Annotated in this window: 26 protein-coding genes; 14 read left to right on the top strand and 12 right to left on the bottom strand. The window is 34.8% G+C overall.

From position 1 onward, the window contains the following. Positions 1–26: 26 nt before the first annotated feature. The 3 genes from L1994_RS04075 to L1994_RS04085 all read right to left on the bottom strand — a co-directional run bounded on the left by L1994_RS04075 (position 27) and on the right by L1994_RS04085 (position 2,831). On the bottom strand, positions 27–1,289 hold the full coding sequence (locus tag L1994_RS04075; RefSeq protein ID WP_278100411.1) for a hemolysin family protein: 1,263 nt from the start codon (positions 1,287–1,289) through the stop codon (positions 27–29). 139 nt (positions 1,290–1,428) lie between these two features. Then, on the bottom strand, positions 1,429–2,253 hold the full coding sequence (locus tag L1994_RS04080; protein WP_278100412.1) for a sugar phosphate isomerase/epimerase family protein: 825 nt from the start codon (positions 2,251–2,253) through the stop codon (positions 1,429–1,431). A gap of 80 nt (positions 2,254–2,333) precedes the next feature. Further along, positions 2,334–2,831: a zinc ribbon domain-containing protein gene (locus tag L1994_RS04085; protein ID WP_278100413.1), complete on the bottom strand. Its 498-nt coding sequence runs from the start codon at positions 2,829–2,831 to the stop codon at positions 2,334–2,336. A 312-nt stretch (positions 2,832–3,143) separates the two neighbouring features. Between L1994_RS04085 and xseA the strand changes: the two genes are divergently transcribed. Together xseA and xseB are read left to right on the top strand one after the other, a co-directional pair. Continuing rightward, positions 3,144–4,385, top strand: coding sequence for an exodeoxyribonuclease VII large subunit (gene xseA, locus L1994_RS04090; RefSeq protein ID WP_278100414.1), 1,242 nt, complete (start codon positions 3,144–3,146; stop codon positions 4,383–4,385). Then, positions 4,369–4,548: an exodeoxyribonuclease VII small subunit gene (gene xseB, locus L1994_RS04095; RefSeq protein WP_278100415.1), complete on the top strand. Its 180-nt coding sequence runs from the start codon at positions 4,369–4,371 to the stop codon at positions 4,546–4,548. The genes xseA and xseB overlap by 17 nt, the downstream gene beginning before the upstream one ends. On the opposite strand, the gene L1994_RS04100 is transcribed toward xseB, so the two are convergent. Then, positions 4,481–5,011, bottom strand: coding sequence for a DUF371 domain-containing protein (locus L1994_RS04100; protein ID WP_278100416.1), 531 nt, complete (start codon positions 5,009–5,011; stop codon positions 4,481–4,483). The two genes, xseB and L1994_RS04100, sit on opposite strands and share 68 nt — an antisense overlap. 261 nt (positions 5,012–5,272) lie before the next feature. On the opposite strand from L1994_RS04100, the gene L1994_RS04105 reads away from it, so the two are divergent. Together L1994_RS04105 and L1994_RS04110 are read left to right on the top strand one after the other, a co-directional pair. Beyond that, positions 5,273–6,373, top strand: coding sequence for a transposase (locus L1994_RS04105; protein WP_278100417.1), 1,101 nt, complete (start codon positions 5,273–5,275; stop codon positions 6,371–6,373). Between the two features lie 271 nt (positions 6,374–6,644). Then, positions 6,645–7,220, top strand: coding sequence for an HVO_0476 family zinc finger protein (locus tag L1994_RS04110; protein ID WP_278100418.1), 576 nt, complete (start codon positions 6,645–6,647; stop codon positions 7,218–7,220). A 203-nt stretch (positions 7,221–7,423) separates the two neighbouring features. Here L1994_RS04110 and L1994_RS04115 read toward each other — a convergent pair whose 3' ends face one another. Then, the gene (locus L1994_RS04115) at positions 7,424–8,104 is read right to left on the bottom strand and encodes a hypothetical protein (protein ID WP_278100419.1); all 681 of its coding nucleotides are present in this window, start codon (positions 8,102–8,104) and stop codon (positions 7,424–7,426) included. A gap of 162 nt (positions 8,105–8,266) precedes the next feature. Between L1994_RS04115 and L1994_RS04120 the strand changes: the two genes are divergently transcribed. After that, on the top strand, positions 8,267–8,737 hold the full coding sequence (locus tag L1994_RS04120; protein ID WP_278100420.1) for an Hsp20/alpha crystallin family protein: 471 nt from the start codon (positions 8,267–8,269) through the stop codon (positions 8,735–8,737). 367 nt (positions 8,738–9,104) lie between these two features. Continuing rightward, positions 9,105–9,890 (top strand): CBS domain-containing ParB/RepB/Spo0J family partition protein, encoded by a 786-nt coding sequence (locus L1994_RS04125; protein WP_278100421.1) that lies wholly within the window; start codon positions 9,105–9,107, stop codon positions 9,888–9,890. A gap of 89 nt (positions 9,891–9,979) precedes the next feature. On the opposite strand, the gene L1994_RS04130 is transcribed toward L1994_RS04125, so the two are convergent. Continuing rightward, positions 9,980–11,158, bottom strand: a complete 1,179-nt coding sequence (locus L1994_RS04130) for a nucleotidyltransferase family protein (protein WP_278100422.1) — start codon at positions 11,156–11,158, stop codon at positions 9,980–9,982. 162 nt (positions 11,159–11,320) lie between these two features. Here L1994_RS04130 and L1994_RS04135 point away from each other — a divergent pair, with 162 nt between their 5' ends. From L1994_RS04135 to L1994_RS04150, 4 genes are all read left to right on the top strand, one after another. After that, positions 11,321–11,497: a hypothetical protein gene (locus L1994_RS04135; RefSeq protein WP_278100423.1), complete on the top strand. Its 177-nt coding sequence runs from the start codon at positions 11,321–11,323 to the stop codon at positions 11,495–11,497. A gap of 311 nt (positions 11,498–11,808) precedes the next feature. Then, entirely contained in the window at positions 11,809–12,657 is an 849-nt protein-coding gene (locus L1994_RS04140; protein WP_278100424.1) for a hypothetical protein, read from the top strand. A 330-nt stretch (positions 12,658–12,987) separates the two neighbouring features. Further along, positions 12,988–13,686: a phosphoribosylaminoimidazolesuccinocarboxamide synthase gene (locus L1994_RS04145; RefSeq protein WP_278100425.1), complete on the top strand. Its 699-nt coding sequence runs from the start codon at positions 12,988–12,990 to the stop codon at positions 13,684–13,686. Positions 13,687–13,917: 231 nt separating this feature from the next. Further along, complete coding sequence (locus L1994_RS04150) at positions 13,918–14,607, top strand: 2,5-diamino-6-(ribosylamino)-4(3H)-pyrimidinone 5'-phosphate reductase (protein ID WP_278100426.1); 690 nt, start codon at positions 13,918–13,920, stop codon at positions 14,605–14,607. A gap of 33 nt (positions 14,608–14,640) precedes the next feature. Here L1994_RS04150 and L1994_RS04155 read toward each other — a convergent pair whose 3' ends face one another. From L1994_RS04155 to L1994_RS04170, 4 genes are all read right to left on the bottom strand, one after another. Then, positions 14,641–14,976, bottom strand: a complete 336-nt coding sequence (locus L1994_RS04155; RefSeq protein WP_278100427.1) for a hypothetical protein — start codon at positions 14,974–14,976, stop codon at positions 14,641–14,643. Positions 14,977–15,096: 120 nt separating this feature from the next. Next, complete coding sequence (locus tag L1994_RS04160; RefSeq protein WP_278100428.1) at positions 15,097–15,924, bottom strand: esterase/lipase family protein; 828 nt, start codon at positions 15,922–15,924, stop codon at positions 15,097–15,099. A gap of 132 nt (positions 15,925–16,056) precedes the next feature. After that, positions 16,057–16,953: a hypothetical protein gene (locus L1994_RS04165; protein WP_278100429.1), complete on the bottom strand. Its 897-nt coding sequence runs from the start codon at positions 16,951–16,953 to the stop codon at positions 16,057–16,059. Positions 16,954–17,019: 66 nt separating this feature from the next. Beyond that, on the bottom strand, positions 17,020–17,502 hold the full coding sequence (locus tag L1994_RS04170; protein ID WP_278100430.1) for a hypothetical protein: 483 nt from the start codon (positions 17,500–17,502) through the stop codon (positions 17,020–17,022). 123 nt (positions 17,503–17,625) lie between these two features. Here L1994_RS04170 and L1994_RS04175 point away from each other — a divergent pair, with 123 nt between their 5' ends. Both L1994_RS04175 and L1994_RS04180 read left to right on the top strand, forming a co-directional pair. Beyond that, a complete protein-coding gene (locus tag L1994_RS04175) occupies positions 17,626–19,191 on the top strand; it encodes a molybdopterin oxidoreductase family protein (protein ID WP_278100431.1) in 1,566 nt (521 codons plus the stop codon). A 2-nt stretch (positions 19,192–19,193) separates the two neighbouring features. Beyond that, positions 19,194–20,429, top strand: a complete 1,236-nt coding sequence (locus L1994_RS04180) for a Coenzyme F420 hydrogenase/dehydrogenase, beta subunit C-terminal domain (protein ID WP_278100432.1) — start codon at positions 19,194–19,196, stop codon at positions 20,427–20,429. 329 nt (positions 20,430–20,758) lie between these two features. Here the strand turns inward: L1994_RS04180 and yciH are convergent, their stop codons facing one another. After that, positions 20,759–21,064, bottom strand: a complete 306-nt coding sequence (gene yciH, locus L1994_RS04185) for a stress response translation initiation inhibitor YciH (protein WP_278100433.1) — start codon at positions 21,062–21,064, stop codon at positions 20,759–20,761. A 368-nt stretch (positions 21,065–21,432) separates the two neighbouring features. On the opposite strand from yciH, the gene L1994_RS04190 reads away from it, so the two are divergent. Beyond that, complete coding sequence (locus tag L1994_RS04190) at positions 21,433–22,878, top strand: cobyric acid synthase (RefSeq protein WP_278100434.1); 1,446 nt, start codon at positions 21,433–21,435, stop codon at positions 22,876–22,878. 129 nt (positions 22,879–23,007) lie between these two features. Here L1994_RS04190 and L1994_RS04195 read toward each other — a convergent pair whose 3' ends face one another. Beyond that, complete coding sequence (locus tag L1994_RS04195; protein ID WP_278100435.1) at positions 23,008–23,778, bottom strand: hypothetical protein; 771 nt, start codon at positions 23,776–23,778, stop codon at positions 23,008–23,010. A gap of 218 nt (positions 23,779–23,996) precedes the next feature. On the opposite strand from L1994_RS04195, the gene L1994_RS04200 reads away from it, so the two are divergent. Further along, a complete protein-coding gene (locus L1994_RS04200) occupies positions 23,997–24,224 on the top strand; it encodes a hypothetical protein (protein ID WP_278100436.1) in 228 nt (75 codons plus the stop codon). The last annotated feature ends 121 nt before the right edge of the window (positions 24,225–24,345 follow it).

The raw sequence follows: 24,345 nt of genomic DNA on the forward strand, positions 1-24,345 counted from the left end.
ATATCTGAATTTAAAAAGATGAATAATTATTGTATGTCATTATCAGCGCCTGGCATTGTAAGCCTGATCTCAATTATTTTTCTGCCTCTCATCTTCATAACCTGCATTTTTATGCCGTTTTCAAGGTAAATAATCTCGCCGCGTTTTGGAATGTGACCAAGCCTGTCTATCAAAAGACCTCCAATTGTTTCATACGACTCATCAAGTGGAAGATCAATCATAATCTCTTCATTTATTCTTGTAACCCATGTTCCGCCGTCAATCAGATACACTCCTGTATCTATGCTCTGAATCTGAGGCTCTTCAACATCAAATTCATCCAATATATCGCCGACAAGTTCTTCTAAGATATCTTCCATTGTTATGACTCCGGCATAAGTTCCGTATTCATCCACAACAATTGCGATATGTACTTTTTTTCTTTGAAGCTCATTTAGGAGTTCATCAATTTTCTTGCTTTCCGGAACAAAAACTGGCTCGTATTTGAGATTGTTGACTGATGCATCCTGTTTTTTGTTGTAGGTGGCGGAGAAGACATCTTTGACATTTAAGATACCTGTGATGTTGTCAATCTGATCGTGATAGACAGGGATTCTGGTAAATCCTGTGTCATTGAAGATATCGATTGCATCTTCAAGTGAACTTTTGTCATTTATCATTCTCACATCGCCACGCGGGGTCATAGCCTCACGCGCGATTGTATCAGTAAATCTGAAGACGCGGTAGAGCATCTCATGTTCATCTTCTTCAATTGTACCGCTTTCCTCACCAACATCAATCCACTGTTTAATTTCTTCTTCAGTAACGACAGGGTGGGTTAAATCAGTTTCAATCTTAAAAATTTTCTTTAATCCGTCATATATCCAGAGAATGGGTGTTAATATGTAGGAAAAAAAGAGAATAAACTGTGATACAAAAAGTGCCACTTCCTCAGGTTTTCTTGCAGAATACGTTTTTGGACCAATTTCTCCAAAAATAAGCATTAATATTGTAACAACACCTGTTGCGATGCCTATTCCAACGTCTCCGAACAGATCGATTGCTATAGCTGTTGCAATCGCCGCTGCCGCAACATTGACGACATTGTTTCCAATAAGTATTGTTATTAGAAGATGATCTGTATTTTGCTTTAATATTGAAAGAGCTTTTGCTCCTCTCTTATTTGCTTCTACTAATGCCCTGACTTTTGCCTGATTTATTGATACAAGAGCGATCTCAGATCCTGAGAAAAAGCCGGACAATATCAGGCAGAAAAGAAATAGAAAATATCCCAGGCTATTTTCAATCATTGTTTCCACGCCGCCTGAGCGGCTGAATTATTCCCTTTGTTCATATATACGATATCACCTTTTTATTTTGCTGTAAAATAATATAAATTCTCCCGTTAATCTATTTTCTAATGATAATTTTCTATTATACCAGAGATTTTTATTTTTCAAACATATTTTTTATAAAATTTATTTCATTTGAAATAATCTCCGTTTTTTCGAGATGGTTATATCGTCTCCCCAAATTAAGATCTTCAAGTTCCAGTGTTAAATGTCTGTTGTATCCACAATCTGAAAGATATGTTAAAATTTTTTTGACATTTTCATCGGAATGCGGTAGTGTATGAGTTTTATTTTGATTTGCACCACTCACATGAACGTTAATAATTCTGTCAAATAAAAGATCGATGTATCTGAAACTGTCTTTTTCGGATGCTTTAAGTGCGTGTGCAATATCAAGCGTGAAGTAAAGCCAGTTGTTTTCCTCAAGCAGTTTTGAGAGTGACTCTGGAGTTGATAAAAGTGAGTTTATTTTTGGCTGCATGTTCTCAATGGCAACCATTATGTTCTTTTTATCCTGTGCTGTTTTGATTCTTTTAAGATAATTTTCAAGTCGTTGAAAATCTCTTTCTCCAGGTTTTCTTTTGGCTGTTCTTCTCCCCGGATGGATTGTTATAATCTGCGCGCCAATAGCTTCAGACATCTCTATTGCTTTTTCGGCTGACTGAATAGAGACTTCAGCAATGTCTGGGTTGACAGAACATGGATTAAGATCCAGGACAGGTGAGTGGACTGTAAATGGAATCAGATTCTTATGACCGGTTAAAACATTTCTCAATTTTTTTTCAGGCAGTCCATTCAGCCAGAAATCCGGTGTTTCAAGCCAGAATTCTATTGATGTACAGCCTGCTTTAGAAACACAGTCAAAGATTTTTTCAACTTTATATTCATGAAAAAACATACTTGATACAGAATAATGAGGCATTTTTAAAACCCTTTTTTAACTTTTTTTATCAATTTAACCCATTTTTTTATCTGAATTGGTATTTGTAAAGAGAAGTTTTATTAAATGTTATATTTTTTGTAATTGGCATTTTCAGATAATTTACCAATGTCGTGATTTAGCAGTGTATTTAAATCCGGGAATATACTGTCAAGGCTTCCAAGCAGATGAATGGCATAGATTAATGAAACAAACATCAGTATAACCATCACTATCAGTGGTATTATAATTAGTAAAAGGATATCTTTTGTTTTAGCTTCTCTGTATGCAATATCCCGTTTGTTCATTTTATCAGCTGTATTATATGCATCATACATTCCATAAACCCAGATGATAAGTCCGGGAATAAGAAATAAAAATGAGCCAAACATACATCCAAAAATGAGTAAAAGGCCTTTTTTAAGAGAATCTCCATTATATATCTGTCCCATTCCCGGATAAAATGTGGACAGTATCAGTGAAATTAAAGGCACTTTCAACTGGTTTATAGATGATGTCTCAAAAAATTCAGGATTTTCTGTGTTGGAAAATCCTGTGTTAGAAAAATCAGATTTACTCATGTTGCGTCCTATTTTATTTTTAATTTTATCATCAATATTTTCTGACAGGTCTTAAAGGTCAGGACTTCCGGAGTTATAGTTTAATAAATTTTTTTGTTAAATATTTTTTTCATGTTTTTTAGTATAATGTTTTTGTAGAATTTTTTAGTATAATGTTTTTTAGTTTATTTTTTAATTTACTGTATTAAAGTTTTTGAGAATTTAAACGATTTTACTGTTTATCCGGAGAGATTTTTCTATAAATTTTATTGACAGAAAATACCTCTATCATTAAAAATTCATATCATTTAGAAGATACTATGATAAAACAGCATGGACTGGTTTGGAACAGGCAGTGAAGAAAAAAAGGAATCAGTGTTGACAGTATATGAAATATCGTCAACAATAAGCAGACTTCTTGATGATTATTCCTTGAAAGGTGTATGGGTAGAAGGGGAAGTTACTAATTTTCACCGGCATACATCCGGACATCTTTATTTCTCGCTCTTAGAGTTAAAAAACAAAAAAACTTATCTTATTAACTGCGCAATGTGGCGCAGTTGTGCAATAGAACTTGAGTTTAGCCCTAAAAATGGTTCAAGTGTAAGAGTTTACGGCTCTGTTGAGGTTTATGAACCACATGGAAAATTCCAGTTTATTGTAAGAGATATTATCCCCTGCGGGGAAGGGGATAAACATATTCTTGTTGCCCGATGGAAAGAGGAATTATCTCTTTTAGGGTATTTTGATGAGTCAAGGAAAAAACCTCTTCCCAAATATCCTGCAAAAATAGGTGTGGTAACCGCATCCGGAGGTGCTGCTATAAAGGATATTGAAAATGTGATTCAAAGGCGTTATCCTGTAGAAATAATAATTTCTCCAACATCTGTTCAGGGCGAAACTGCACATCTTCAGATAGCGCAGGCACTAAAGAAGATTGATGGCAGAGTTGATGTTATTATAATTGGAAGAGGCGGCGGTAGTTTTGAAGATCTTTTTGCATTTAATCATCCTGATGTTGTAACAGCTGTTGCTGAATGTAAAACGCCGGTTGTAAGTGCTGTCGGGCATGAGATTGACTATTCACTTTGTGATTTTGCTGCAGATGTCCGTGCGCCTACTCCCTCTGCGGCGGCAGAAATTGTTGTACCTGATAGAAATGAGCTTTATCGGGAGATAAGAGTCTATAAAAAAATGCTAACCGGGACGCTTGAAAACAGACTTTATAGTGAGAGTCATAATCTTGAAAATTTAAGATTGCATATAAGTCGGGGAAAGTTTGAAAAACTGGTAAACACACAGTATGAAAGATTAGATAATTTGTCAGTTCGTCTTTCAAAGGGAATATACATGCGTCTTGAAAAAGAGAAGATGAATCTTGACGCAATTCGCTCAAAGCTTGATTTCTCAGATCCGACAATGCCTCTTAAAAGGGGCTTTTGTATGATAAAATCCGGAGATAGTCTGATAAAAACTGCTTCTGAACTGAAAAAGGGACAGAATGTCACACTTCATATGAGTGACGGATATGCAGATGCCGATATTATGGAGGTTTACCATGGCAAAAAGTTATGAAAAACAAATTGAGGAGTTAAAAGAGATTATAACAAAGATTGAAAATGGTGATGCAGGTCTTGACGAGAGCCTTTCTTTATATGAAAAGGGAATAACTATTCTTCAAAACTGCCAAAAAATTCTTGAAGAGGCGGAGATGAAGGTGAGTGAGCTTTCGGATTGAGTATTGCCTGCATAATTACTGTCATTTTTTCACCCTTCTGCAAAAGATTTATTATCTCTTTTGGGATGTTTCCGGCGGCCGTGTCTGAGTAAATGCCTGTTGTTCTTGAACACACAAATCGGCTTTTTCTCCATACCATATCAGTAGTGTGCGTAAGTGTCATGGCAGAGGAACCATGTGAAGTTATGGTAAATGACTGATCTTTTATTTTTAGTGTTGTTTTTAAAACAGATCTGTCGTCAGAGAGTATTCTTTTAAAATTATCACTCAAATCAGTTGCGCCTTTGTCTGCCTTAATTCCGATTATGCATGTTCCGGCCGGAGTCAGACATTCTTCTTTTGTTATTTCAAATGTAGATTTGTGTTCTGAACGAATATTTTTGTGACCATAGCAGACAATAATTTCTTCTGCTTTTATGATTTCACTTAATTTTTCTTTTTCTCTTGTAATATCGTCATGCATCTTTTTACCGGATTTATATTGGGATAATATACCTGATTATAGTTTACTGTTTAGTATGGTTTAAAAAAATTCTAAAAGCTTTCAGCCAGAGTGTATACAGATTATGACAGGTTTTTCAGTTTAATATTCTAATTGAATATGACCTGTTGTTGAATGAGAGGAGCTCATCCAGACAGCTTTTTTACTTAAAAACTTATTGCCATTTTTTATGACACTCGGGCAATTAATACATGCCTTTATATATTTGAACTGCGATGGTTCATGGAATTCAGTGAAGAAACCCAATTTGAACCTGATTTTTATGAAAATGGAATAATAAGGCCAGAGTCAATCTGCAAACTCCTTAGCGAACTCAACTTCAATGAGATAATAATTGATCTGGAAAGGGACAGTTATTCCCAGGATAAATGGAGAAAACATTTTCCTGTAGTTGCACTTCTAAAGTTACTCGCCGTAAAATCATTCAGAAGGCAATCGTACCTGCAGGTTGTAACTTCCTTAACAGATGAAGAATGCAGATTGCTCTCATTACCTTATGATCCTGAAACAAAATCATATTTACGCCCTTCAAAATCAACCTTACACTATTTTGCAAGTTCACGAGTTGGAAAGAATGGAGTCATTAAACTGATGAAATTTTTGGCTGAAAAGATAATGAGACTGATTCCTAACGGTGAGGGAATCATTGATTCAACTCCTCTGGAAGCTTCAAGATACAGCAAATGTTCAAAATTTAATCCGCATTATAAAATTTACATGGACAAGGCGCACATATTCCATTACGAAAACAGTGTCTTATTCATGGAATTTTCGAATGCAACAGAACATGACGAAAAGCATAGCTATTCCTTATTAAAATCTGTTGAAGAAATAAAACCTAATATAACTAAATTTTCACTTGATGCGGGCTATAAGAGCTTCGACACTCATGGAGACGCATGGTATATTTTAGGTGTCCACCCAATAATCACTCTTCCTGAGAATGCAACTTACCATGAAGAAGCAACATCCAAAAAAATTGATGAATTAGTCAATAAAATGTGGAAGAAAGGTGGAGATGTCCATTCGAAGATGCAGGACAAACTCAGGTTCCTATATGAAAATGGTCATAAAAAAATCGTAGGAAAATACCTGAGAAACAAAAATATGGATAATCCCGAATTTAATAAGAAATTAAAAAGCAGGAGCAACTGTGAAAGAAAACATGCACATATCAAAAAAACGGTTAAGTTTGATGTGAAAGGATATCAGGAGGATAACAGGGAATTTAATGTCCTTTTAAATTTCGTTGCATTTCAGATACTTGATCTTGCAAGGATACAATCCGGCATGGAAAAATCCAGGTTTTCGCGTTATTATTAGGTAAATTTCATCAGAAAAAATGCCATGTCACTAGCGTTAGCTATGTAGGATTATACTATTTTTAAGTAAAAGAGTGTCATTTTTTGAATATCTATGATTGATCTGCCCTTAAACATTTAGTGGTTCGCCTAAATATTTGATAATTTCATAGAGTTTGACCAGGTTTTAGATAAACCTGTCCAGATAGGATAGGGGATAACTGGATACACTCGAGAGAAATATCTCCCTTCAGGCAAACAAATATCTGATTAGATTACCCATTACATATCCAATGTATGCTGAGTTTTTTTGTCCGTTATGTAACGATGAATATGAACATGACATTTTGAAAGAATCAGGTGATTTGCTGGTTCAATGCAAAAATTGCGGTAATATTCATCATGTTGAAAAGTTAAAAGAGCCTGGTGAAATAGAGGTTAAAACAATAATCAGCTTTGAGAAAGAGTCAAAAAAAGGTATTATTGAGCTTGCCGAAGATGAGATGATCTCTATTGAGGACATGCTTGTTGCAGAAACAGGTGGCGAGGCAGTCGGAGTAGAGGTAACTTCTATAGAGATAGATGACAAAAGGGTTGGAAGCGCATACGCTGCTGATATTGATACAATCTGGACAAGAAGTATTGATAGGGTTATCATAAAAGTCTCATATCATGATGGAAGAAAAACAATTCCTTTATATCTCGAATATGAGGGTGATGAAGATATCATAATTGGTGATATTTATCAGAGTGGGAAGTACCGGTATAAAGTAAGCCACATCAAACTCAGGAATGGTTCAATGATGAGAAAAGATGGATGGAAAGCTTACGCACGTAAAATAAAACGTGTATATGGTGTAAAATCCTAAAAAAACCAATAACTAAAAAATCATATAATTAGAAATTAATTTTTTCAGGTAATTTTTCTTAAGAATCTAAAAAGAATTAAAAGAATTTAAACAATGTGTATTTAAAAGATGCAAAAAAAAAATACTCATTTATATATTTTTCACGAAAGTTACTTCTTAACTTACATGAAACTGTTGCATGAAATATAATTTCATGGATGTTTTTATTGAATTTCCCTTAACTGAATGTCTGCCACTGCATATCCGTATCTTAAGATAAGTGCATCATCTGTTTTTCCAATAATTACTGAAGGTCTTTCAAGTTTTACTGAGTTATTTGATGTTTCACCATTTTCATCCGGATAATAGTTAAATGCCAAAGGAACAAGCATTCCTGTTTGTGCCTGGCTGAAATTTCCTCCTATTGCATTGTATGCAAACGAAGACATATTATCAGTTAAATCCTGAGCAAAATCAAAGTTAATCTTTTTTACATCTCCCTGATGCATTCCTATTACACTGTTGCTTATTGTGTCAAGTTCAATGTCGAAAAGTGCATATTCTGTCATTCCGTCAGGATAAACATAAGCCTCAACAGGAATTATTTTTTCGCTCTGGGGAACACCTGCCTGAAGAACTAGTGATCCTGAAAGGGCTGTAGGAAAGCCGTTTTGATAAGCATCCTGGACAACAGACTGGGAAGATGAGATAATAGGGATACCCTCTTCAAAATTTAAAGTATAATCAACTATGACATAGTTTCCCTGTTCTGCTGTTTTGAATATATTGAAGAACGATGCTGTAAGTGAAAATCCGATAACACAGGATATCAGGATGAACACTACAAAAATTTTTGACAGCATTTTTTGCCTGTCCTTATCTTTCTTTGTCTCCTGTTTTTTCATCCTTATATTTGTCTTATTAATAAGAGATAAATAAGTGCATTATTTTATCAAAGGTTTCTGCAGTCAGACAATGCAAGCACAAAAATTTTTAAATACAATAAATGTTTACCAATAGTTAGCACTGCAATTTGTGCGTGACAAAAAAAGGTAGGTGAAAAATTTATGATTAGAAGAGGCATATATCCAATTCGTTCACTCTGGAATGAATTAGATGATATGATGGCAGAGATGGAAGGACGTTTTGCACAGACATTAGGTGGATACAATAATGCATTTTCACAGCGTGTGCTTCCTGCCATAACAGGTGAATGCCGCGTAGATGTTCTTGATCATGAAAATGAAGCAGTTATTGTAGCAGATCTTCCCGGCGCGGAAAAAGAAGATATTAAAGTAAAGCTGATTAATCCACGAACACTTGAAATATCATATGATCGGGAAAAAGAAAACGAGGAAGAAAACAAGGAAACAGGTTATTACATGCGTGAGAGAACATATGGAAGCATGAAAAGAGCAGTCTTGCTTCCTGCCGATGTTGTAGAAGCAGGTTCTACTGCAAGCTTTAAAAACGGTGTTTTGGAAATTCACCTGAAAAAATCTGAATCTTCATCAATAAGTGAGATTTCAATAGAATAATTTATTTTTTTATATCATTTTCTCATATTGCATAATTTAGGTCATATTTTCATATTGCAGAAATTAGTGAAATTTGCAATCACAAGATTAAGTAGCATGTGAGCAAATTTTTATCCCTTCATCATTGTTGTTAAGATAATATTGTACTAAGCCTAATGGTATTATAACCCTGTGTTCTCCTTTTACAATTACATGTTGGATAAAGGGCTTTTTACAATTTTACAGAACTTTTGGTACACTATCCATGAAACAGTTAGCATGAAATATAATTTCATGGACGTTTTTATAGCAATCTGATTTAAATATATTTGTAAATTACAGCACTACCGAGCCTTTCATATTGTTAAACAGCAATAATTTCTGATTAATGGATAAGAAAAAGGTCAAAAATTACATGACCTCAGATGTAGTAACAATAGATGTAAATGGAAATGCCAGAGATGTAATTGAAGCGATTCGCCATACTAAACACGATGGTTTTCCTGTAGTTGACGGCAGAAAGGTTGTAGGATATATTGCGGCACGCGATCTTCTTTTTGTTTATCCGACGACGCCGATTGACAGAGTAATGTCAAGGCATCTTATTGTAGCCGATGCTGATATGAGTATAAATGATGCCGCCCGTGTTATATTCAGGTCGGGGATTCAAAAACTTCCGGTTGTTAACGATGAAGGAGATCTAATGGGTATTATTTCAAATGCAGATGTCATCAGATCCCAGATAGAGCATGTTTCACCTGAAAAGGTCTTTAAGTTCATTGATACTTTGAGGATGCTTCACGATGTTGATCCAAAGCTTAACCGGGAGATAGTATCTGTAAATAATCTGCTTCCAACCCAGTCAAAAATATATGAGGATGAACTGGAAGGAAGAATGTATGAAATAAAAAAAGGTCTTGCTGAACCAATAATTGTTGTCAGAAGACCAGGAAAACTGATTCTTGTCGATGGCCATCACAGGGCAGTTGCCGCAAAACGTCTGGGAATAAAAGAGCTTGATGCATATGTAATAGATATTTCAGAGGATGTTGAGCTTGGTCTTGAAAAAACAGCGCGCGAAATGAATCTCAAAACTCTGGATGATGTAAAAGTTCTTGATTATGCAAGGCATCCACTTATGGCGATAACTCACCGCCTTGTAAGGCATAACTGAGAATTATTGATAATTAAAATAAAAAGAGAAATAAAAAAATGAAAAAGAGAGATAAAAACAGAAATTAAAAAAGAAATCTGTTTTTTTACTTATGATCCGGAATGCATTGTCTCAAATTTATCATTTAAAACATACTCTTTTACAATCTGTCCTTCTTCTGTGATTACTTCTGGCCAGATTCTGGTTCCAGAATGGACAACAGTTCTGTTTTTCAGTTCACTTCTTGGTCCGATTACTGTATCGTTTTCAATACTACATAAGACTCCGGTCTTTGCATCGTTGTCTATTATGCTTCCGGAGATAGTTGTTTGTGCACCAATATTGACATGATTGTAAATTGATGATGAGAAAATTTTAGAGTCATGCCCGATTTTGCAGTGTTCACCGATGCTTGTGTAAGGGCCTATTAAAACATTTTCTCCTATTTTTGTTCCTGAACCAATTGAAACCGGCCCGATTATTCTTGAATTTTCACCAATAACAATAGAATCGCCAAGCTGAACAGGGCCTAACACATGTGCTCCTTTAACTGTGATGTTTCCTCTGATGTTTGTATAATTCATGTCCTGAAGTTTCCAGTGTTCTGCTTCTCTTAAAGACTGGGGACTTCCGACATCAGACCAGTTTCCGCGTGCAAGCCATCCTTTTATAACTGCACATTTTTGCATGAGAAGGGGGAAAAGATCCTTTGCAAAATCAAATTTTTGATCTTTTGGTATATATGAAAAAATTTCGGGATTGCATACATAAATTCCAGTACTTGCAAGATTTGAAAATATTTCACCTGGAGATGGTTTTTCCCTGAATCTTTTTATGTGATAATTTACATCAATTTCGGCAATACCATATTCGCATGGCTCATCTATACTAATCAGACCAATTGATATGATGCTTTCGCCTTTTATGTGCTCTCTGTAAAAAGAAAGAAGATCTATGTCAGTTACGTGATCTCCGCCTACAACAAGAAATGGTGATCCTTTAAGATATTCCTCAGCATTTTTTACACTCCCTGCGGTTCCAAGCTTTTTTTCTTCATGGACATATGTAATATTTACTCCAAAAAGTGATCCGTCTCCCAAAGCATTCTGGATAGCATCTCCTTTGTATCCTATTGTGACAATTATATCATTAAATCCAAGATTTGAGAGATGTGAGACCAGATGCTGTATTGAGGGTATATTTACTATTGGAATACAGGGTTTTGGACGTTCAAATGTAAGCGGACGAAGTCTTGTTCCTTCTCCGCCGCACATAATACAGACCTTCATACTAATCAGTTTTAGATGTTATTCTTTAATAAATGCAGTTGATTGTAATCTTAACTGCATAAAAATTTACAATGTGCAGTGTTTGGAAACCTATAGATAAGTGTCTGCATATTTTAATATAAGGATTAATGAAGGAAGGATTAAAAAAGGATTTTTGATAGTATGGTAATGCCAAGATTCATGAAGCTTACACAGGCTGAATTTGATACAATAGTAAACGATAAAAGGTGCACACTCGCACACAAACTGGTTATTGCAGGAAGAATAGAAAGGGGCGAGTGGGAAATTATAGATAAAGGCGATGAAAAATCAGATGACGAAGATAAGAAAACAGATTAATTCTTTATTGAACTTTTTTAGCATATTGGAGGATATTCACTTTGTAAATGCAACTATGACTGATAATGTCTTTAAAACTTTTTTTGATAATTATTGCCGCTGAAAAATAAAAAAATCTAAAAAAATTTAAAAAAAAATCAGAAAAAATCTAAAACAGATTCTAAAAAACTTTTCAAAAAGAACACTAACTATATCAGAACAAAACCTTATACAAAATAAATGTATATGAATAAATTAATTTATTATATGTCTTAATATTGTAAATCTTAATATCATAATATCTATGGGAAGGGGTTTGAATTACAGGAGAAATGGGAGATTTAATCGGACAGATGCTAAACTATCTGCTGGAACTGCCTGAAAAAGCATTATCCGGAGATATGTTTGCAATAATGGTCTCTTTGATAATTATCTATTCACTGGTATACATCTTTGTGAAATCTGCAAAAGTGCTGAAAAATTTGTTGAAGAAACTTGTTTTGTTTTTAATTATCGCATTAGCTGTCTACATTTTTGTAATGGATTTTGTGTTTAAGGTACTTACCTATGGATTAACTCCTGATATTGTAGTATTTGGATTTACCGGACTTTTATGTGGTCTGTTTGCACTACTGGTTGCCTTCCTAAAAATGGGTTCAGCTCTAAAGAAGAGATCGACTGAAAAAAGAAAGTTAAAAATGGATGCCCAATTAAATCAACAACCTTCATCTACTTCTTATGGACAAAATAATATTCCACCTGTGACTGCATCTGCACAGCAGGTTCCTTTTCAAAGTCCCTACATTCCACAGCAAATAACAAACTTTGCAAAAGACAATTCCATTGGAATGGTTATTATATATTTAATCGTTGCAGAATTTGGTATATTCTCATCTAACACAATAGCCGCGGTTAATGAGGATACGGGTTTTGCATTTTTCCTGATTTTCATGCTTGCCGCATTTATATTTATTAAACTTACATACAACAATTACAAAACGGGGATCAAACATTTGCTTGTTGCATTTTTTTTGGGATATTCTCTCTCTTTAATTCTGGGGTATTTCTGGGGCGGAATATCACCGGATGTTTTGTTCTCAAAAGCATACTTTGCAACCGATGCACTGGTTGCTCTTATTTCAGGCCTTTCATTAAGTCTTTTTATGAGTGGCAAAGGATAATCAGAGTAAAATTCTATAAAATCCTGTATCAGGATTTTTATTTTTTTATACTCTTTTATGCTCTGAAATCTAAAAAAACATCACTTAAGACTGAAAAATTAAAGACTGAAAAATTAAAGACTGAAAAATTGAATATTTGAAGAAATTTTTGATTTTCCTATATCCCGGTATATATGTCTGTCCTGTCAGGTTTTTTTATAGAAAAAAGAACAATTTATCTGTGCAAATAAACTGTCTTACTCAGGATAACAAAATTATAAGAGAAAATATCTCTTATTATAACTAATTTAGTCCTGTTAAATCATAATAAATCATAATATGAGGCGAATTATGGCAACAGAAAAAAACCTTAAACTGGTATACAAAGGCAAAACCAAGGATGTCTATGAGTTGAATGATGGAACTTACCTGTTGAAATTCAAAGATGACTGCACAGGTGCAGATGGTGTATTTGACCCGGGTATGAATACTATCGGCCTGAAAATTGACGGTGCAGGTCTTGCAGGATTAGGTCTTACAAAATATTTCTTTGAAATCCTGAATGAAAAAGGGATTCCAACACATTACATAGATTCAGATCTGGAAAATGTAACAATGACTGTTAAGCCTGCAAAAACATTTGGAAAAGGTCTCGAAGTTATATGTCGCTTTAAGGCTGTCGGAAGTTTTCTTCGCCGTTATGGAGATTATGTTGAAGAAGCAGCTCCCCTTCCGGCTTTTGTGGAAACCACCTTCAAAGATGATGAAAGAGAAGATCCTCCGGTTACAAAAGATGCTTTAGAAATTCTTGGTGTAATGACTCCGGATGAATATGAGGAAGTAAAAATTCTCACTCAAAAAATTGCAAATGTCATAAAAGATGAACTTAAGAAGAAAAATATTGAACTTTATGACATCAAATTTGAATTTGGAAAAGTAGGCGACAAAATTGTCCTTATAGATGAAATATCCGGTGGTAATATGCGTGCTTTCAAAGACGGAAAACATATCATGCCTCTTGAACTTGAAAAGATGGTCATTAATGGATAAAACAAATCAGTCAAAAAATAGAATTAATTAAAAAAAATTCTTTTTTAAAAATTTTGAGATATTTAAACTTTAAATCTGACTATTTTCCTGACGGCTGGTGCATAAAAATCCGTATTTAATTTTCATGAACAGTAATCACGAAAATCACCACATAATTTTATACCAAATTATTTTTTTGGAGTTTAATCTGAAAGATTGATAAAGTTTGGGCATAATTATTATTCGATGAATATGCGTCCTTTTGTTTTTGTAAATCTTGCAATGAGTGCTGATGGAAAACTCTCTACAATTGAAAGAAGACAGATTAAAATATCAGGAAATGATGATTTTTCAAGAGTTGATATGATAAAATCCGATGCTGATGCAATAATGGTTGGGATTGGAACTGTTTTAGCCGATAATCCTTCACTTACTGTTAAATCACCTGATAATATAGCCAAAAGAAAAAATAAAGGTCTTGATCAAAATCCTTTGAGGATTGTAATAGACAGTAATGCGAAAACACCTCCTGATGCAGATATTCTGCACAAAGGTGAAGGTCCAAGAATTATTGCAGTTTCAGATAAGGCTCCTCAGGAGAAGATTGAGGCTTTAAATGAATATGCTGATATTTTTGTCGGCGGTGAAGAAAAAGTCGATCTTGAAACCCTGATGGAGGCCTTGTCTGAATACGGTGTCAAAACCCTGATGGTTGAAGGCGGGGGGACACTTATCTGGTCACTTTTCAAATCAGGACTTGTTGATGAAATATACACGTGTGTTGGAAATTGTATTATCGGTGGTGAAAATGCTCCAACTCCCGTAGACGGAGAGGGTTTTATAAAAGAGGATGAATTTCCAAAGCTGGAACTATTAAGCCTCAAAAAAATTGATGATGGTGCATTGATGAGATGGAAAGTTGTTAAAGACAAAAAACATTGAAGACAAAAAAGATTTGAAGTAAAAAAAATATAATTATTGAATATTAAATCTTTTTTCAAGCCTGAATGCTATTATTAATAAAGTAAGGGCATACAGGACCTGCATAATTAATCCTGAAGAAAATTCGCTCCAGGGATTAAAGATAATTATTGCATATAATGGTGTTAATAATGAAAGTATATCCTTTTTTGGCATTGAATATGCAATATATGCAATAATAAATGAAGCAATTACACAACCTGCAACACCAAAATGGCCAAATATCGGACTTCCGGCATAAATAAATCCTGTAATTATTCCTAAAAAAGCAACAATGGGACCTATAACCCATTTATTCTTGTAAAAAGTATTTAATAGTGAATTATTCATACAAATCTCCTGTATTTAAACAATATATATTTTTTGAAAAAGTTCATAAAAAAATGCGTTAATATTTGTTAAATCTCATTTTTTAATTTAAAAAATTATTTTTTTATTAAAAAATATCATTTAGTAAAAATAATTAGCAGGTCTGGTTTCAGGGTCTGATAAATACTGAATTATCCTTTTAATAATCTCAGGGTTTTGCGGCAGGAAAATATGACAGTATCGGCCTGCATCTTCTAAAAATAAGGTCTCGTTTTCGGATGGAAATACATCATATCCTGCACCGGGAAGATATGAGTCTGAATGTGGTATTATTCCATCCCCTTTTATGGTCTTTGTCCATTCATTATTTTCTTTTATTTCCCATGTTTTTCCTTCAAAACAGGGGAAAAATTCCGGCGTGTCTGTTTTATTCATGGCAAGGATGAGTCTGTAACTTATATCAGTTCTTATTCCGGCCAGTTCAAGCTCTTTTAAAGTATCGCTTCCTGGACGTATTTCCTGTACAAGTTTGTCTTTTTCAGGATCATAATTTTTTGGAACGAAAAGGCCTGATAATCTGTTAATAATTTCTGTTCCATGTAAAGGATCATTGAAAAGTTCAGCCATTGCAGAACCTCTGTTTGGAGGGCCAAGAGCAATTATCTGTCTTACTTTCAGCTCTTTTGATTCACCGTCCAATACCTCAAGCAGATACCGTACAATACATGTTCCGAGGGAATGACATATTATGTCAAAATAGCCAAAAAAATTATTCTCTATCTGCCTCTCTTTAATAAAATCCCTCAACTGTTCAGAGATTACGTCTGGTTTTGAGTCTTTCATTCGAAAATGGCTGAAATTCCAGTATGGAATTTTTTCAGACTCTAGTTTGGAAATCAGTTCATTCCATATTTTCGGACTGCTTTTCCAGCCGTGAACAAGTAGAACAGGATATTTGGAATTCTGCACAGTTATCTATTGTAATTATCAAAGCAAAATGATTGTCTTTTGAATTATGATTATGTAAATATATAAATCTGGTGTCAAATTATTTCGGGATACTACAATCCGGATTTTTTTGTGTTTAAAAAAGGTATTGTATTATCTCCCGGAAATCTGAATTTTCATTATATTTCGCAATCTAAGACCATTTACCATAATTAAAATCCCTATCAGAATTATGATAAAACCAAGAATCATTGATAAAATTGTGACAAGTGAATCCGGAGCAAAAAGTGCCATAAGAACAAGAATGACTGACAATATGCCAATTAATACACGGCTTACAAAGCCTTCCGGAATTGCTGATCGTCCCTTTCTTGCACGTCCTAAAAGAAGTATTGCACTTGAAAACATCCAGAGTGATAATATGACTGTAAATGTTGTTACCCAAAAATCTGCCGGGAAATGAAAGATTATTATTCCTGAACCTGTTATTAAAAGTCCTCCCGGAATATCTCCCTTTAAAAAACTCTTCTTCTTCATAGATAACAGTCCGTTTGCCGTAACAATCAGTCCAAACACTGTTACTGAAAGCGGAATTATTACATAGGTGATTCCAAGGAAAGCCGTCATTGGATCTGATGAAATGTTAAAGCCTATAAGTGCAAGGAATATTCCGGCGATAACCTGAAGATGCCATGACTTATTTTGCTGTTTTAAAATTTCCTTTGTATCAGTTGTCTTATTGCTTCTTATATCCGATATAAGTGTCACAAATGTGTCGCCAACCATCAGAAGAAGAGGTGCATCATCCAAAAGGTGCATCACAGGATGTTTTTTTGGATCATACCTGTCAAGATGAACCTTCCACTCTGTTCTTGTTTCATGGACATGATATTGTCCTTTTCTGAAACTGGCAACTGTTCCGGGAGACGGGACATTAATGGCTGATTTTTTCCAATCCGTTCCTAAAGGCTCAGTTACTGAATCCTTTGAGACACTTACTTCCCACACGCCCTGATTTAATGGTTCAAGAAAATCTTCAAGTTTTGACAAAATTAAATATCTCCTGATATTCTGACAATTTATTTATATGCAGTGAATAGAGTATAAATAATTTATTTATCTGATCTGAAGTTTTTCAGAAATGTTTAGAAGCGACAATGGGAAAAAGATACCCTGAAAATCAACATGCGCTATATGATCCGCATTTATGCCTTTGAGACTCCTGATAGTTGAAGGATTTACAAGGATATTCATTTTTTTAAGAATTTTTGAGATGTGATTGGCAGAGTGAATTTTTAAATTTATAAGACAGAAATCAACTAATGGTGAGCCCATTCTTATGTTTTTATAAAATGGTGAATCTGCGTAAACCAGCTTTTGGCAGCTGGTGCATCTGCTTCTTTTTACATTTACTGTTATAATTTTTCTTTTATTGTCCTCAATAATCGTTGCAAATTTCTTTTTTTTGATATCATGTCCTTTTACAGCCCCCCCACAAAAGGGACAGTTTTCCACTTTTTCAAAAACATACCCGTCTAATCCTGATACTCCTGTAGTTATAATGTCAATGACCATTGAAGGAATTAAAACACTTTTCATTATTTATTATAGATATCTTCTATATATATATCAATTTCCACCGATATTGTGCATGTTTTGGAATCCCAAACATTGTTATTAAATAATTCAAGTATCAAACATTTTTTTGTTAGAGGAATAGTTATGGAACTAAAATATGTACCGACAGTATGTCCATTCTGTGGAACAGGTTGCTCTTTTAACCTTGTTGTAAAAGACGGCATGGTTAGTGGCACAGCACCTTTTCAACGTTCACCAGTGTGTGATGGAAAAACCTGTCAAAAAGGCCATTATGCGTATGAACTTGTAAACAGCCCTTCAAGGCTTACAAAACCTATGATTAAGAAGGGTGATGAACTTGTAGAGGTATCTCTGGATGAAGCACTTGGTTTTATTGCAGAGAAACTTGGTTCATATAAAGAAAATGATTTTGCAGTAATTGTTTCAGCAAACGCAACAAATGAGGATATAATTGCACTTGAAAAACTTGCAAAAAATGTAATGAAGACTGAAAAATTTACAAGCCCTGCCGCAATTGGCATTGATGCATCTGCAGGAACAATCGCAGAGATTGCAAAAGCAGACTGTATTTTGGTAGTTGGAAATCTTTTGGAATCTCATCCTCTTGTCGCAAGGCGTGTTGCAAACGCTAAAGATAATGGTGCAAAGATAATTGTCGTTGACAATTATTCAAGCCCTATGGCAAAGATTGCTTCAGAGTTTGTAAAAGCAGCGCCTGGTGCTGAAGCAGAAGCAATATCAAAGGCAGGAGAGCTTATTGAAGGCAAAAATGCAGTGGTTATCTTCGGCATCGGAGTGACAAATGCAGAAACAGCTATTGCAAAAGCGGCACTTGATGTTTCAGAATCCAAAAAAGCAGCGTTTATTGCAATTCCTGCACAGTCCAACGGACGTGGAGCAATTTTGCTTGGCGCAGATGCTTCCTTTGGAGAAGTTATGTCCGAAAGCTCAAAGGCATATTATATTGCAGGTGAAGATTTAGGTCCTCTTGATGCAGAGTTCATAGTGGTTCAGGATTCTTTTCTGACATCAACAGCAAAATCAGCAGATGTGGTTCTTCCATCCGCGGTATATGCTGAGGTTGACGGAACAGTTACAAATGCAGAACGCCGCATACAGCTGGTCAGGAAAGCACAGGAGCCTGCAGAAGGAGTAAAGGCACACTGGCAGATTGCATCGGATGTTGCAGAAAAACTAGGGGTTAATTTTGGATTTGACTCTGCAGAAGCAGTATTCAAATCAGTTTATTCAGATCTGTCCTATGAAATAATCTCAAAGGACGGATTTGTTCTTCCTGAATCAAAAGCTAAAGTTTCAGAATGTGCAGAAGTCTCAAAAGTAACAGTATCTGATGATTATCCGTTTGCTCTTATTTCAGCATCAACAATCTGGCATGGTTTTGGCGGTTCCGGAACACTTTCTGCAAACTGCAAATCTTTAATTCACGAGGTTCCTGAAATCTTTGCAAAGATTAACAATGAAGATGCAGTAGACATAGGTATTCTTCCCGGACATCTGGTTAAAATTACAACAGATAAAGGATCACTTGAAATGCCTGTAAAAATTACAAAAGATATGGAGAAAGGTGTAATTCTTGTTCCTTCAATGAGTGTTGGCAATAAGTGCATCTGCATGTTAACAGACGGTGAAAAAGCAATTCCTGCAAAGGTTGAGAGATTGGAGGCCTGAAAATGGCAAATAAAGGAGATATGCTATGGGCATGGGCAAAAGATGAAGAAGCAGTCAGCAGAGGAGAATGCGGCGGAGCAGTTACAGCCCTTTTGAAATTTGCTCTTGAAAGTGGAGAGGTTGATGCAGTGCTGGCTGTCAAAAAAGGTGTTGATCTCTACGATGCACAGCCTGTTTTAATCACCAAGCCCGAAGGAGTTTCCGAATGTGCAGGTTCACTTCACTGCGGTACACTTCTGATGCCTAAAATCATAAAGAAATATTTAAACGGCGCAAAGGATATGAAAATCGCCGTTACAATGAAAGGTTGTGATGCAAAGGCTCTTTATGAACTTGCAAAAAGACAGCAGGTAAACCTTGACAATCTTATTACAATCGGCCTTAACTGTGGTGGTTCAGTAAGCCCTATGCAGGCCCGGGTGATGATTCAGGAGAAATTTGGATTAAACCCAGACGATATTGTAAAAGAAGAGATTGACAAGGGTCAGTTTATTGTAATTACCAAAGATGGTGAACATAAAGGCATCAAGATTGATGAACTTGAAGAGGAAGGCTATGGCCGCCGTGCAAACTGTCAGCGTTGTAAAACAAAAATTCCCCGCCAGTGTGATCTTGCATGTGGAAACTGGGGCGTTATAGGCGATAAAGCCGGAAAGGCAACCTTCGTTGAAGTATGCTCCGGTAAGGGTGCGGATCTTGTAACAAAAGCATCAGGAAAGGCAATTGAGACCACAGTGCCTGCAGGTCCTGCTCTTGGAATCCGTAGCAAAGTTGAGAATGCAATGTTCAAGCTCGGTGATAAATGCCGGAATGAACAGTTTGATAAACTTGGTGAGGGCAAAGAGCGTCTTAATTATATTATTGAACAGACCTCGCGCTGTATAAAATGCTATCAGTGTATTGAAAACTGCCCTATATGCTATTGTGTTGAGTGCTCTACAAAAAAGCCGTACCTGGTAGAATCTGGCGTTGTAAATCCGCCTTTTATGTTCCACTTAATCCGTTATTCACATATTGCAGACTCCTGTGTGAACTGTGGACAATGTCAGGAGCTTTGTGCAATGGATATTCCAAATGCATTATATATGCACGCTCTTCAGATGGAAATGCAGGACATGTTTGGATATGAGCCTGGTGTAAATCTGGATCTTCCACTGCTTTCTCTTGTTGAAGAACCTGCAGAAAGAAAACGCCTTCACGACACCGGTGACGATCAGATTTTCAACATATTTCAATAATTTTTTATACGTCTAATTTCACGCACATAAAACCTGAAATAAACCCAGGGAATCAACCAATTTTTTTGCGTCAAAATCTGGCAGGTGTTATTACATATGCAATATGATTGCATGAGCAATATTGCCGATTAGCAATGATGAGATTTTATCTTCATTAGTATAAGGAATCTAAAATAGAAGAAATCTAAAATAGAAGAAATCTAAAGAATTTAAAGATCATTATTAAAGATCATTATTGTTATTATGCAAAGCTAAAGCTACTGTCAATTTATTAATTCGTTTGGATAAAAAAATGTTTAGAATATCTCTGATATTCCAAAATCAGGATTTTAGTTTATGTTGTCAAGCTTATATCCCTTATCAGTGAGGAGTTTTTTTACTCTCTCACGATGATTGCCTTGTAATTCTATTGAATTCCCTTTAATAGTACCTCCGCACGCCAGTTTTCCTTTCAGGAATTTCTGAAGTTCTTCAAGGTCTATATCATAGGGATCAAGGCCGTCTATTATGGTAACTTCTTTGCCATAACGTCTTCTATTGATCTTAACGCTAATCTGTTGTTGTTCTTTTGCTACTTCTTCGCAAATACACAATTCTTTTGGCAGTCCGCACTTTGGACAAATACCACCAGTCATTACCATGTACCTTTAAAGTCTGGTTATATATTTGTTAGCATACAAGATGGTATTATCAATTGAACAGATGTAATGATAACATAACAAAAAACAGAAAAAAAACAAATCTTTCATGTTATTTCCTGTCAACGCGCAATAATTAATAATAAAATCTTATAACAGGGCGGGTATTCCCGCATTTTTGATTATTAACCGGAAATAAATTATCAAAAATGAATAAAAAACGAAATCAGTCCTCTTTTCACATAATTTTTATTTATCAAAATTTAGAATTATTTTTCAGAATTATTATTAAAAATTGTTTTGAAATTTTAATGGATCATAAATAATCAATTTATTTAGTTATAGTTAAAATTTATATTACAAATATGTCACTAATAATTCTTGGAACAGCATCTCATGTTGGAAAAAGCACAATTGTTGCCGCACTTTGCCGAAGTCTTTCAAAACGAAATGTCAGTGTCGCTCCATTTAAATCACAAAATATGAGTCTTAATTCATATGTGACAAAAGACGGGAAGGAAATTGGTATTGCACAGGCAATACAGGCTTTTGCGGCCGGTGTTGAACCTAAAGCTGAGATGAATCCTGTTCTGCTTAAACCAAAAGGAGACAAAACCTCACAGGTGGTTCTCCTTGGAAAGCCTTACAAGGATTTAAAAATTGGAGATTATTATAAGGAGACAGATTATCTCCTAAATGTTGCCGGTGAGTCTTTTAAAAAACTTCAGTCAGAATACAATAATATAGTTGTTGAAGGAGCGGGTGGCGCCGCAGAGATGAATCTATATGAACGCGATATTGCCAATATTCTGCTGGCAAGAAAACTGGGTCTTCCAATAATAATTGTTGGTGATATTGAACGCGGAGGTATTTTTGCCCAGATTATAGGAACTTACGAACTTCTTCCTGATGATGTTAAGAAAAACGTCTGTGGATTTATCATTAATAAATTCAGAGGAGATTCACAGCTTTTTAGTGAAGGTATCAAAATAATTGAAGAAAAAACAAATCTTCCTGTGGTTGGTGTTTTACCATATACAAAGATATCAATTCCAAGCGAAGATTCACTCTCGCTAAACGATAAAAAGCCTGTTGGTTTTCCGGTAAAAATTGCCGTAATAAAGCTTCCAAGAATCTCTAACTTTACCGATTTTGAAATACTTGAAAATTATGCATCAGTTGAATATCTGGATTCAAAAGACCTGCTCTTAGGTTATGACTGCATAATAATTCCAGGAACAAAAAATACAGTTGATGATTTAATAGAACTAAAAAATAATGGATTTGATGAAAAAATCAAAGAAGTGCGCCTAAAAAAAATACCAATCATTGGTATCTGTGGCGGTTACCAGATGCTTGGGAAAACAATAATTGACCTGGGTTATGAATCAGAAAATGAAAAGACTATTGAGGGTCTTGGGCTTTTGGATACAACGACAACTTTTGAAAGTTATGATAAAACAACTGTTCAGGTTAAAAGAACTGCCAATAAAATAGGTCCTATACTGTCCTCAGCAGGAGAAGCAGAAGGTTATGAGATTCATATGGGTTATACAAAACTCAATAATACAAAAGAGGCATTTGCAGGAGAAGGTGCAGTATCAGAAGACGGCCTTGTAATAGGCACATATATGCATGGCCTCTTTAAAAATCACGATTTTTCAGAGGCGCTTTTGAAGTATCTTTATTCACAAAAAGGGTGTGAATTTACAGGAATAATAAAAGATGAATCAGAATATTCTTATGATACTCTAAGTGAGCATTTTGAAAAAAATGTGGATATGAAAAAGATATTATCATACTTTAATTGATCAAAAACACAGGATTTGTCAAAAAAGAATCTTAATTAAAATGCAGGAATAATCAAATTTTTAATTTATCTAATAAGAGGATCAATCTATTTTTAGATTTCTCTGAAATTATATGTTGTTTAGTAAAAATTACATGGTATTTAGGAAATTTTGCAGGTTTTGAACAATTGGATTTATGTGTGCCTGATAATAGTTTATGTCCGGTGTCTCAAACACCAGACTGAATGATTCTACATTTTCAGCTTTTAATAAGAAATAATATTTTTTATTGGGAATTTCTATCTTTTTTGTAACCTGATTTCCCGGAAGCAAATCCCCCCCTGTTATGACATCTCCGGTTGATGAGTCCACAAGTATCCAGGTAAATGATGAATAGGCAGGGTTTCCTTTTGGAGTCATTAATGATTTAATTCTCCACAAAGGATAGGTAACTCCAAATATTTCTGAAAAGCCTGATTTGCTCCCATTCATATATGCAAAAGATGTGGTTTTTTCCGGTTCCCATATTGTATCTGAAAAAATGTCGGATGAATGGATACTGCTAACTCCTCCATAGTAAACATTTTTGTCAGCAGGAACAACATCTCCTGTAGGAGTTTTCATACTGCCCGGGAAATTGATTCTTGGATATCCGCTGGCACCCGCAGAATATATTTTTTCAAGATTATTATTGTAATGTATCTCAATTTGTCCGGTCACTGGCTCTACATTATATGAATAATGGGTTTTTGGCATACAGCATGAACCGTCACTACAGCTGTCCCTTCCGGCAGATATTTCACTTCCGACAGGTATTGCCCCGCCTCCGGTAAGATTCATTTTTGGAATATTAACTACTATTGCAATAATTACTACTATTGTTATAGCCGCAAGAAATGTAATCCAGTCTAGTTTATCCACAATGATTATCTGTGGTAAAGAAAGATAAAATATTCTCTTCAGGACAGATTAATAATAAAAAAGAGAGGAAATACGTTTTCTTTTTGATAAAGGTTGTTATCTCAAAACATTGAAAGAGCTTTTTTTTCATAAAACCAAATTTTATGAAATTTTATTTTTTATTTTTTTTTGTATGGAAAAAAAATTCTTATAGGTGTAGCCTTAAGATATTTTGTAGTATGGATCCTCAGGAAACACAAACGTGGGTAATTTTTTATCTCATATCTTTTGTTGTCTTACTTCTTGCATTATTCTTTACAACGCAGGGAATGCTCCTGGGTATTGGAATGACACTTATTCTTCTGGTTATAGGCATCAATTTTTATCTTATATGGAGTGAGTTAAAAAAGGCTAAAGAAAAAAAAGAGCTTATGAGCAGATTGTCAAAAAGAACTAAAAATGAGTAAAAAAATAAATTATCAACCAACTTTTATGACAATACAACCGGCATTAAGTCAATACAACTCCTCCTCAAGTTAACACAACCAATAGATAAGTTCTTTTGTCACTCTTTATCTTGTGCTATTC

Source organism: Methanomicrobium antiquum (genome assembly GCF_029633915.1).
Taxonomy (GTDB): domain Archaea; phylum Halobacteriota; class Methanomicrobia; order Methanomicrobiales; family Methanomicrobiaceae; genus Methanomicrobium; species Methanomicrobium antiquum.

Coding starts and splice junctions, on each gene's coding strand:
- L1994_RS04075 (WP_278100411.1), bottom strand. CDS start 1,289: ATGATTGAAAATAGCCTGGGATATTTTCTATTTCTTTTCTGCCTGATA.
- L1994_RS04080 (WP_278100412.1), bottom strand. CDS start 2,253: ATGCCTCATTATTCTGTATCAAGTATGTTTTTTCATGAATATAAAGTT.
- L1994_RS04085 (WP_278100413.1), bottom strand. CDS start 2,831: ATGAGTAAATCTGATTTTTCTAACACAGGATTTTCCAACACAGAAAAT.
- xseA (WP_278100414.1), top strand. CDS start 3,144: ATGGACTGGTTTGGAACAGGCAGTGAAGAAAAAAAGGAATCAGTGTTG.
- xseB (WP_278100415.1), top strand. CDS start 4,369: ATGGCAAAAAGTTATGAAAAACAAATTGAGGAGTTAAAAGAGATTATA.
- L1994_RS04100 (WP_278100416.1), bottom strand. CDS start 5,011: ATGCATGACGATATTACAAGAGAAAAAGAAAAATTAAGTGAAATCATA.
- L1994_RS04105 (WP_278100417.1), top strand. CDS start 5,273: ATGGAATTCAGTGAAGAAACCCAATTTGAACCTGATTTTTATGAAAAT.
- L1994_RS04110 (WP_278100418.1), top strand. CDS start 6,645: ATGTATGCTGAGTTTTTTTGTCCGTTATGTAACGATGAATATGAACAT.
- L1994_RS04115 (WP_278100419.1), bottom strand. CDS start 8,104: ATGAAAAAACAGGAGACAAAGAAAGATAAGGACAGGCAAAAAATGCTG.
- L1994_RS04120 (WP_278100420.1), top strand. CDS start 8,267: ATGATTAGAAGAGGCATATATCCAATTCGTTCACTCTGGAATGAATTA.
- L1994_RS04125 (WP_278100421.1), top strand. CDS start 9,105: ATGGATAAGAAAAAGGTCAAAAATTACATGACCTCAGATGTAGTAACA.
- L1994_RS04130 (WP_278100422.1), bottom strand. CDS start 11,158: ATGAAGGTCTGTATTATGTGCGGCGGAGAAGGAACAAGACTTCGTCCG.
- L1994_RS04135 (WP_278100423.1), top strand. CDS start 11,321: ATGGTAATGCCAAGATTCATGAAGCTTACACAGGCTGAATTTGATACA.
- L1994_RS04140 (WP_278100424.1), top strand. CDS start 11,809: ATGGGAGATTTAATCGGACAGATGCTAAACTATCTGCTGGAACTGCCT.
- L1994_RS04145 (WP_278100425.1), top strand. CDS start 12,988: ATGGCAACAGAAAAAAACCTTAAACTGGTATACAAAGGCAAAACCAAG.
- L1994_RS04150 (WP_278100426.1), top strand. CDS start 13,918: ATGCGTCCTTTTGTTTTTGTAAATCTTGCAATGAGTGCTGATGGAAAA.
- L1994_RS04155 (WP_278100427.1), bottom strand. CDS start 14,976: ATGAATAATTCACTATTAAATACTTTTTACAAGAATAAATGGGTTATA.
- L1994_RS04170 (WP_278100430.1), bottom strand. CDS start 17,502: ATGAAAAGTGTTTTAATTCCTTCAATGGTCATTGACATTATAACTACA.
- L1994_RS04175 (WP_278100431.1), top strand. CDS start 17,626: ATGGAACTAAAATATGTACCGACAGTATGTCCATTCTGTGGAACAGGT.
- L1994_RS04180 (WP_278100432.1), top strand. CDS start 19,194: ATGGCAAATAAAGGAGATATGCTATGGGCATGGGCAAAAGATGAAGAA.
- yciH (WP_278100433.1), bottom strand. CDS start 21,064: ATGACTGGTGGTATTTGTCCAAAGTGCGGACTGCCAAAAGAATTGTGT.
- L1994_RS04190 (WP_278100434.1), top strand. CDS start 21,433: ATGTCACTAATAATTCTTGGAACAGCATCTCATGTTGGAAAAAGCACA.
- L1994_RS04200 (WP_278100436.1), top strand. CDS start 23,997: ATGGATCCTCAGGAAACACAAACGTGGGTAATTTTTTATCTCATATCT.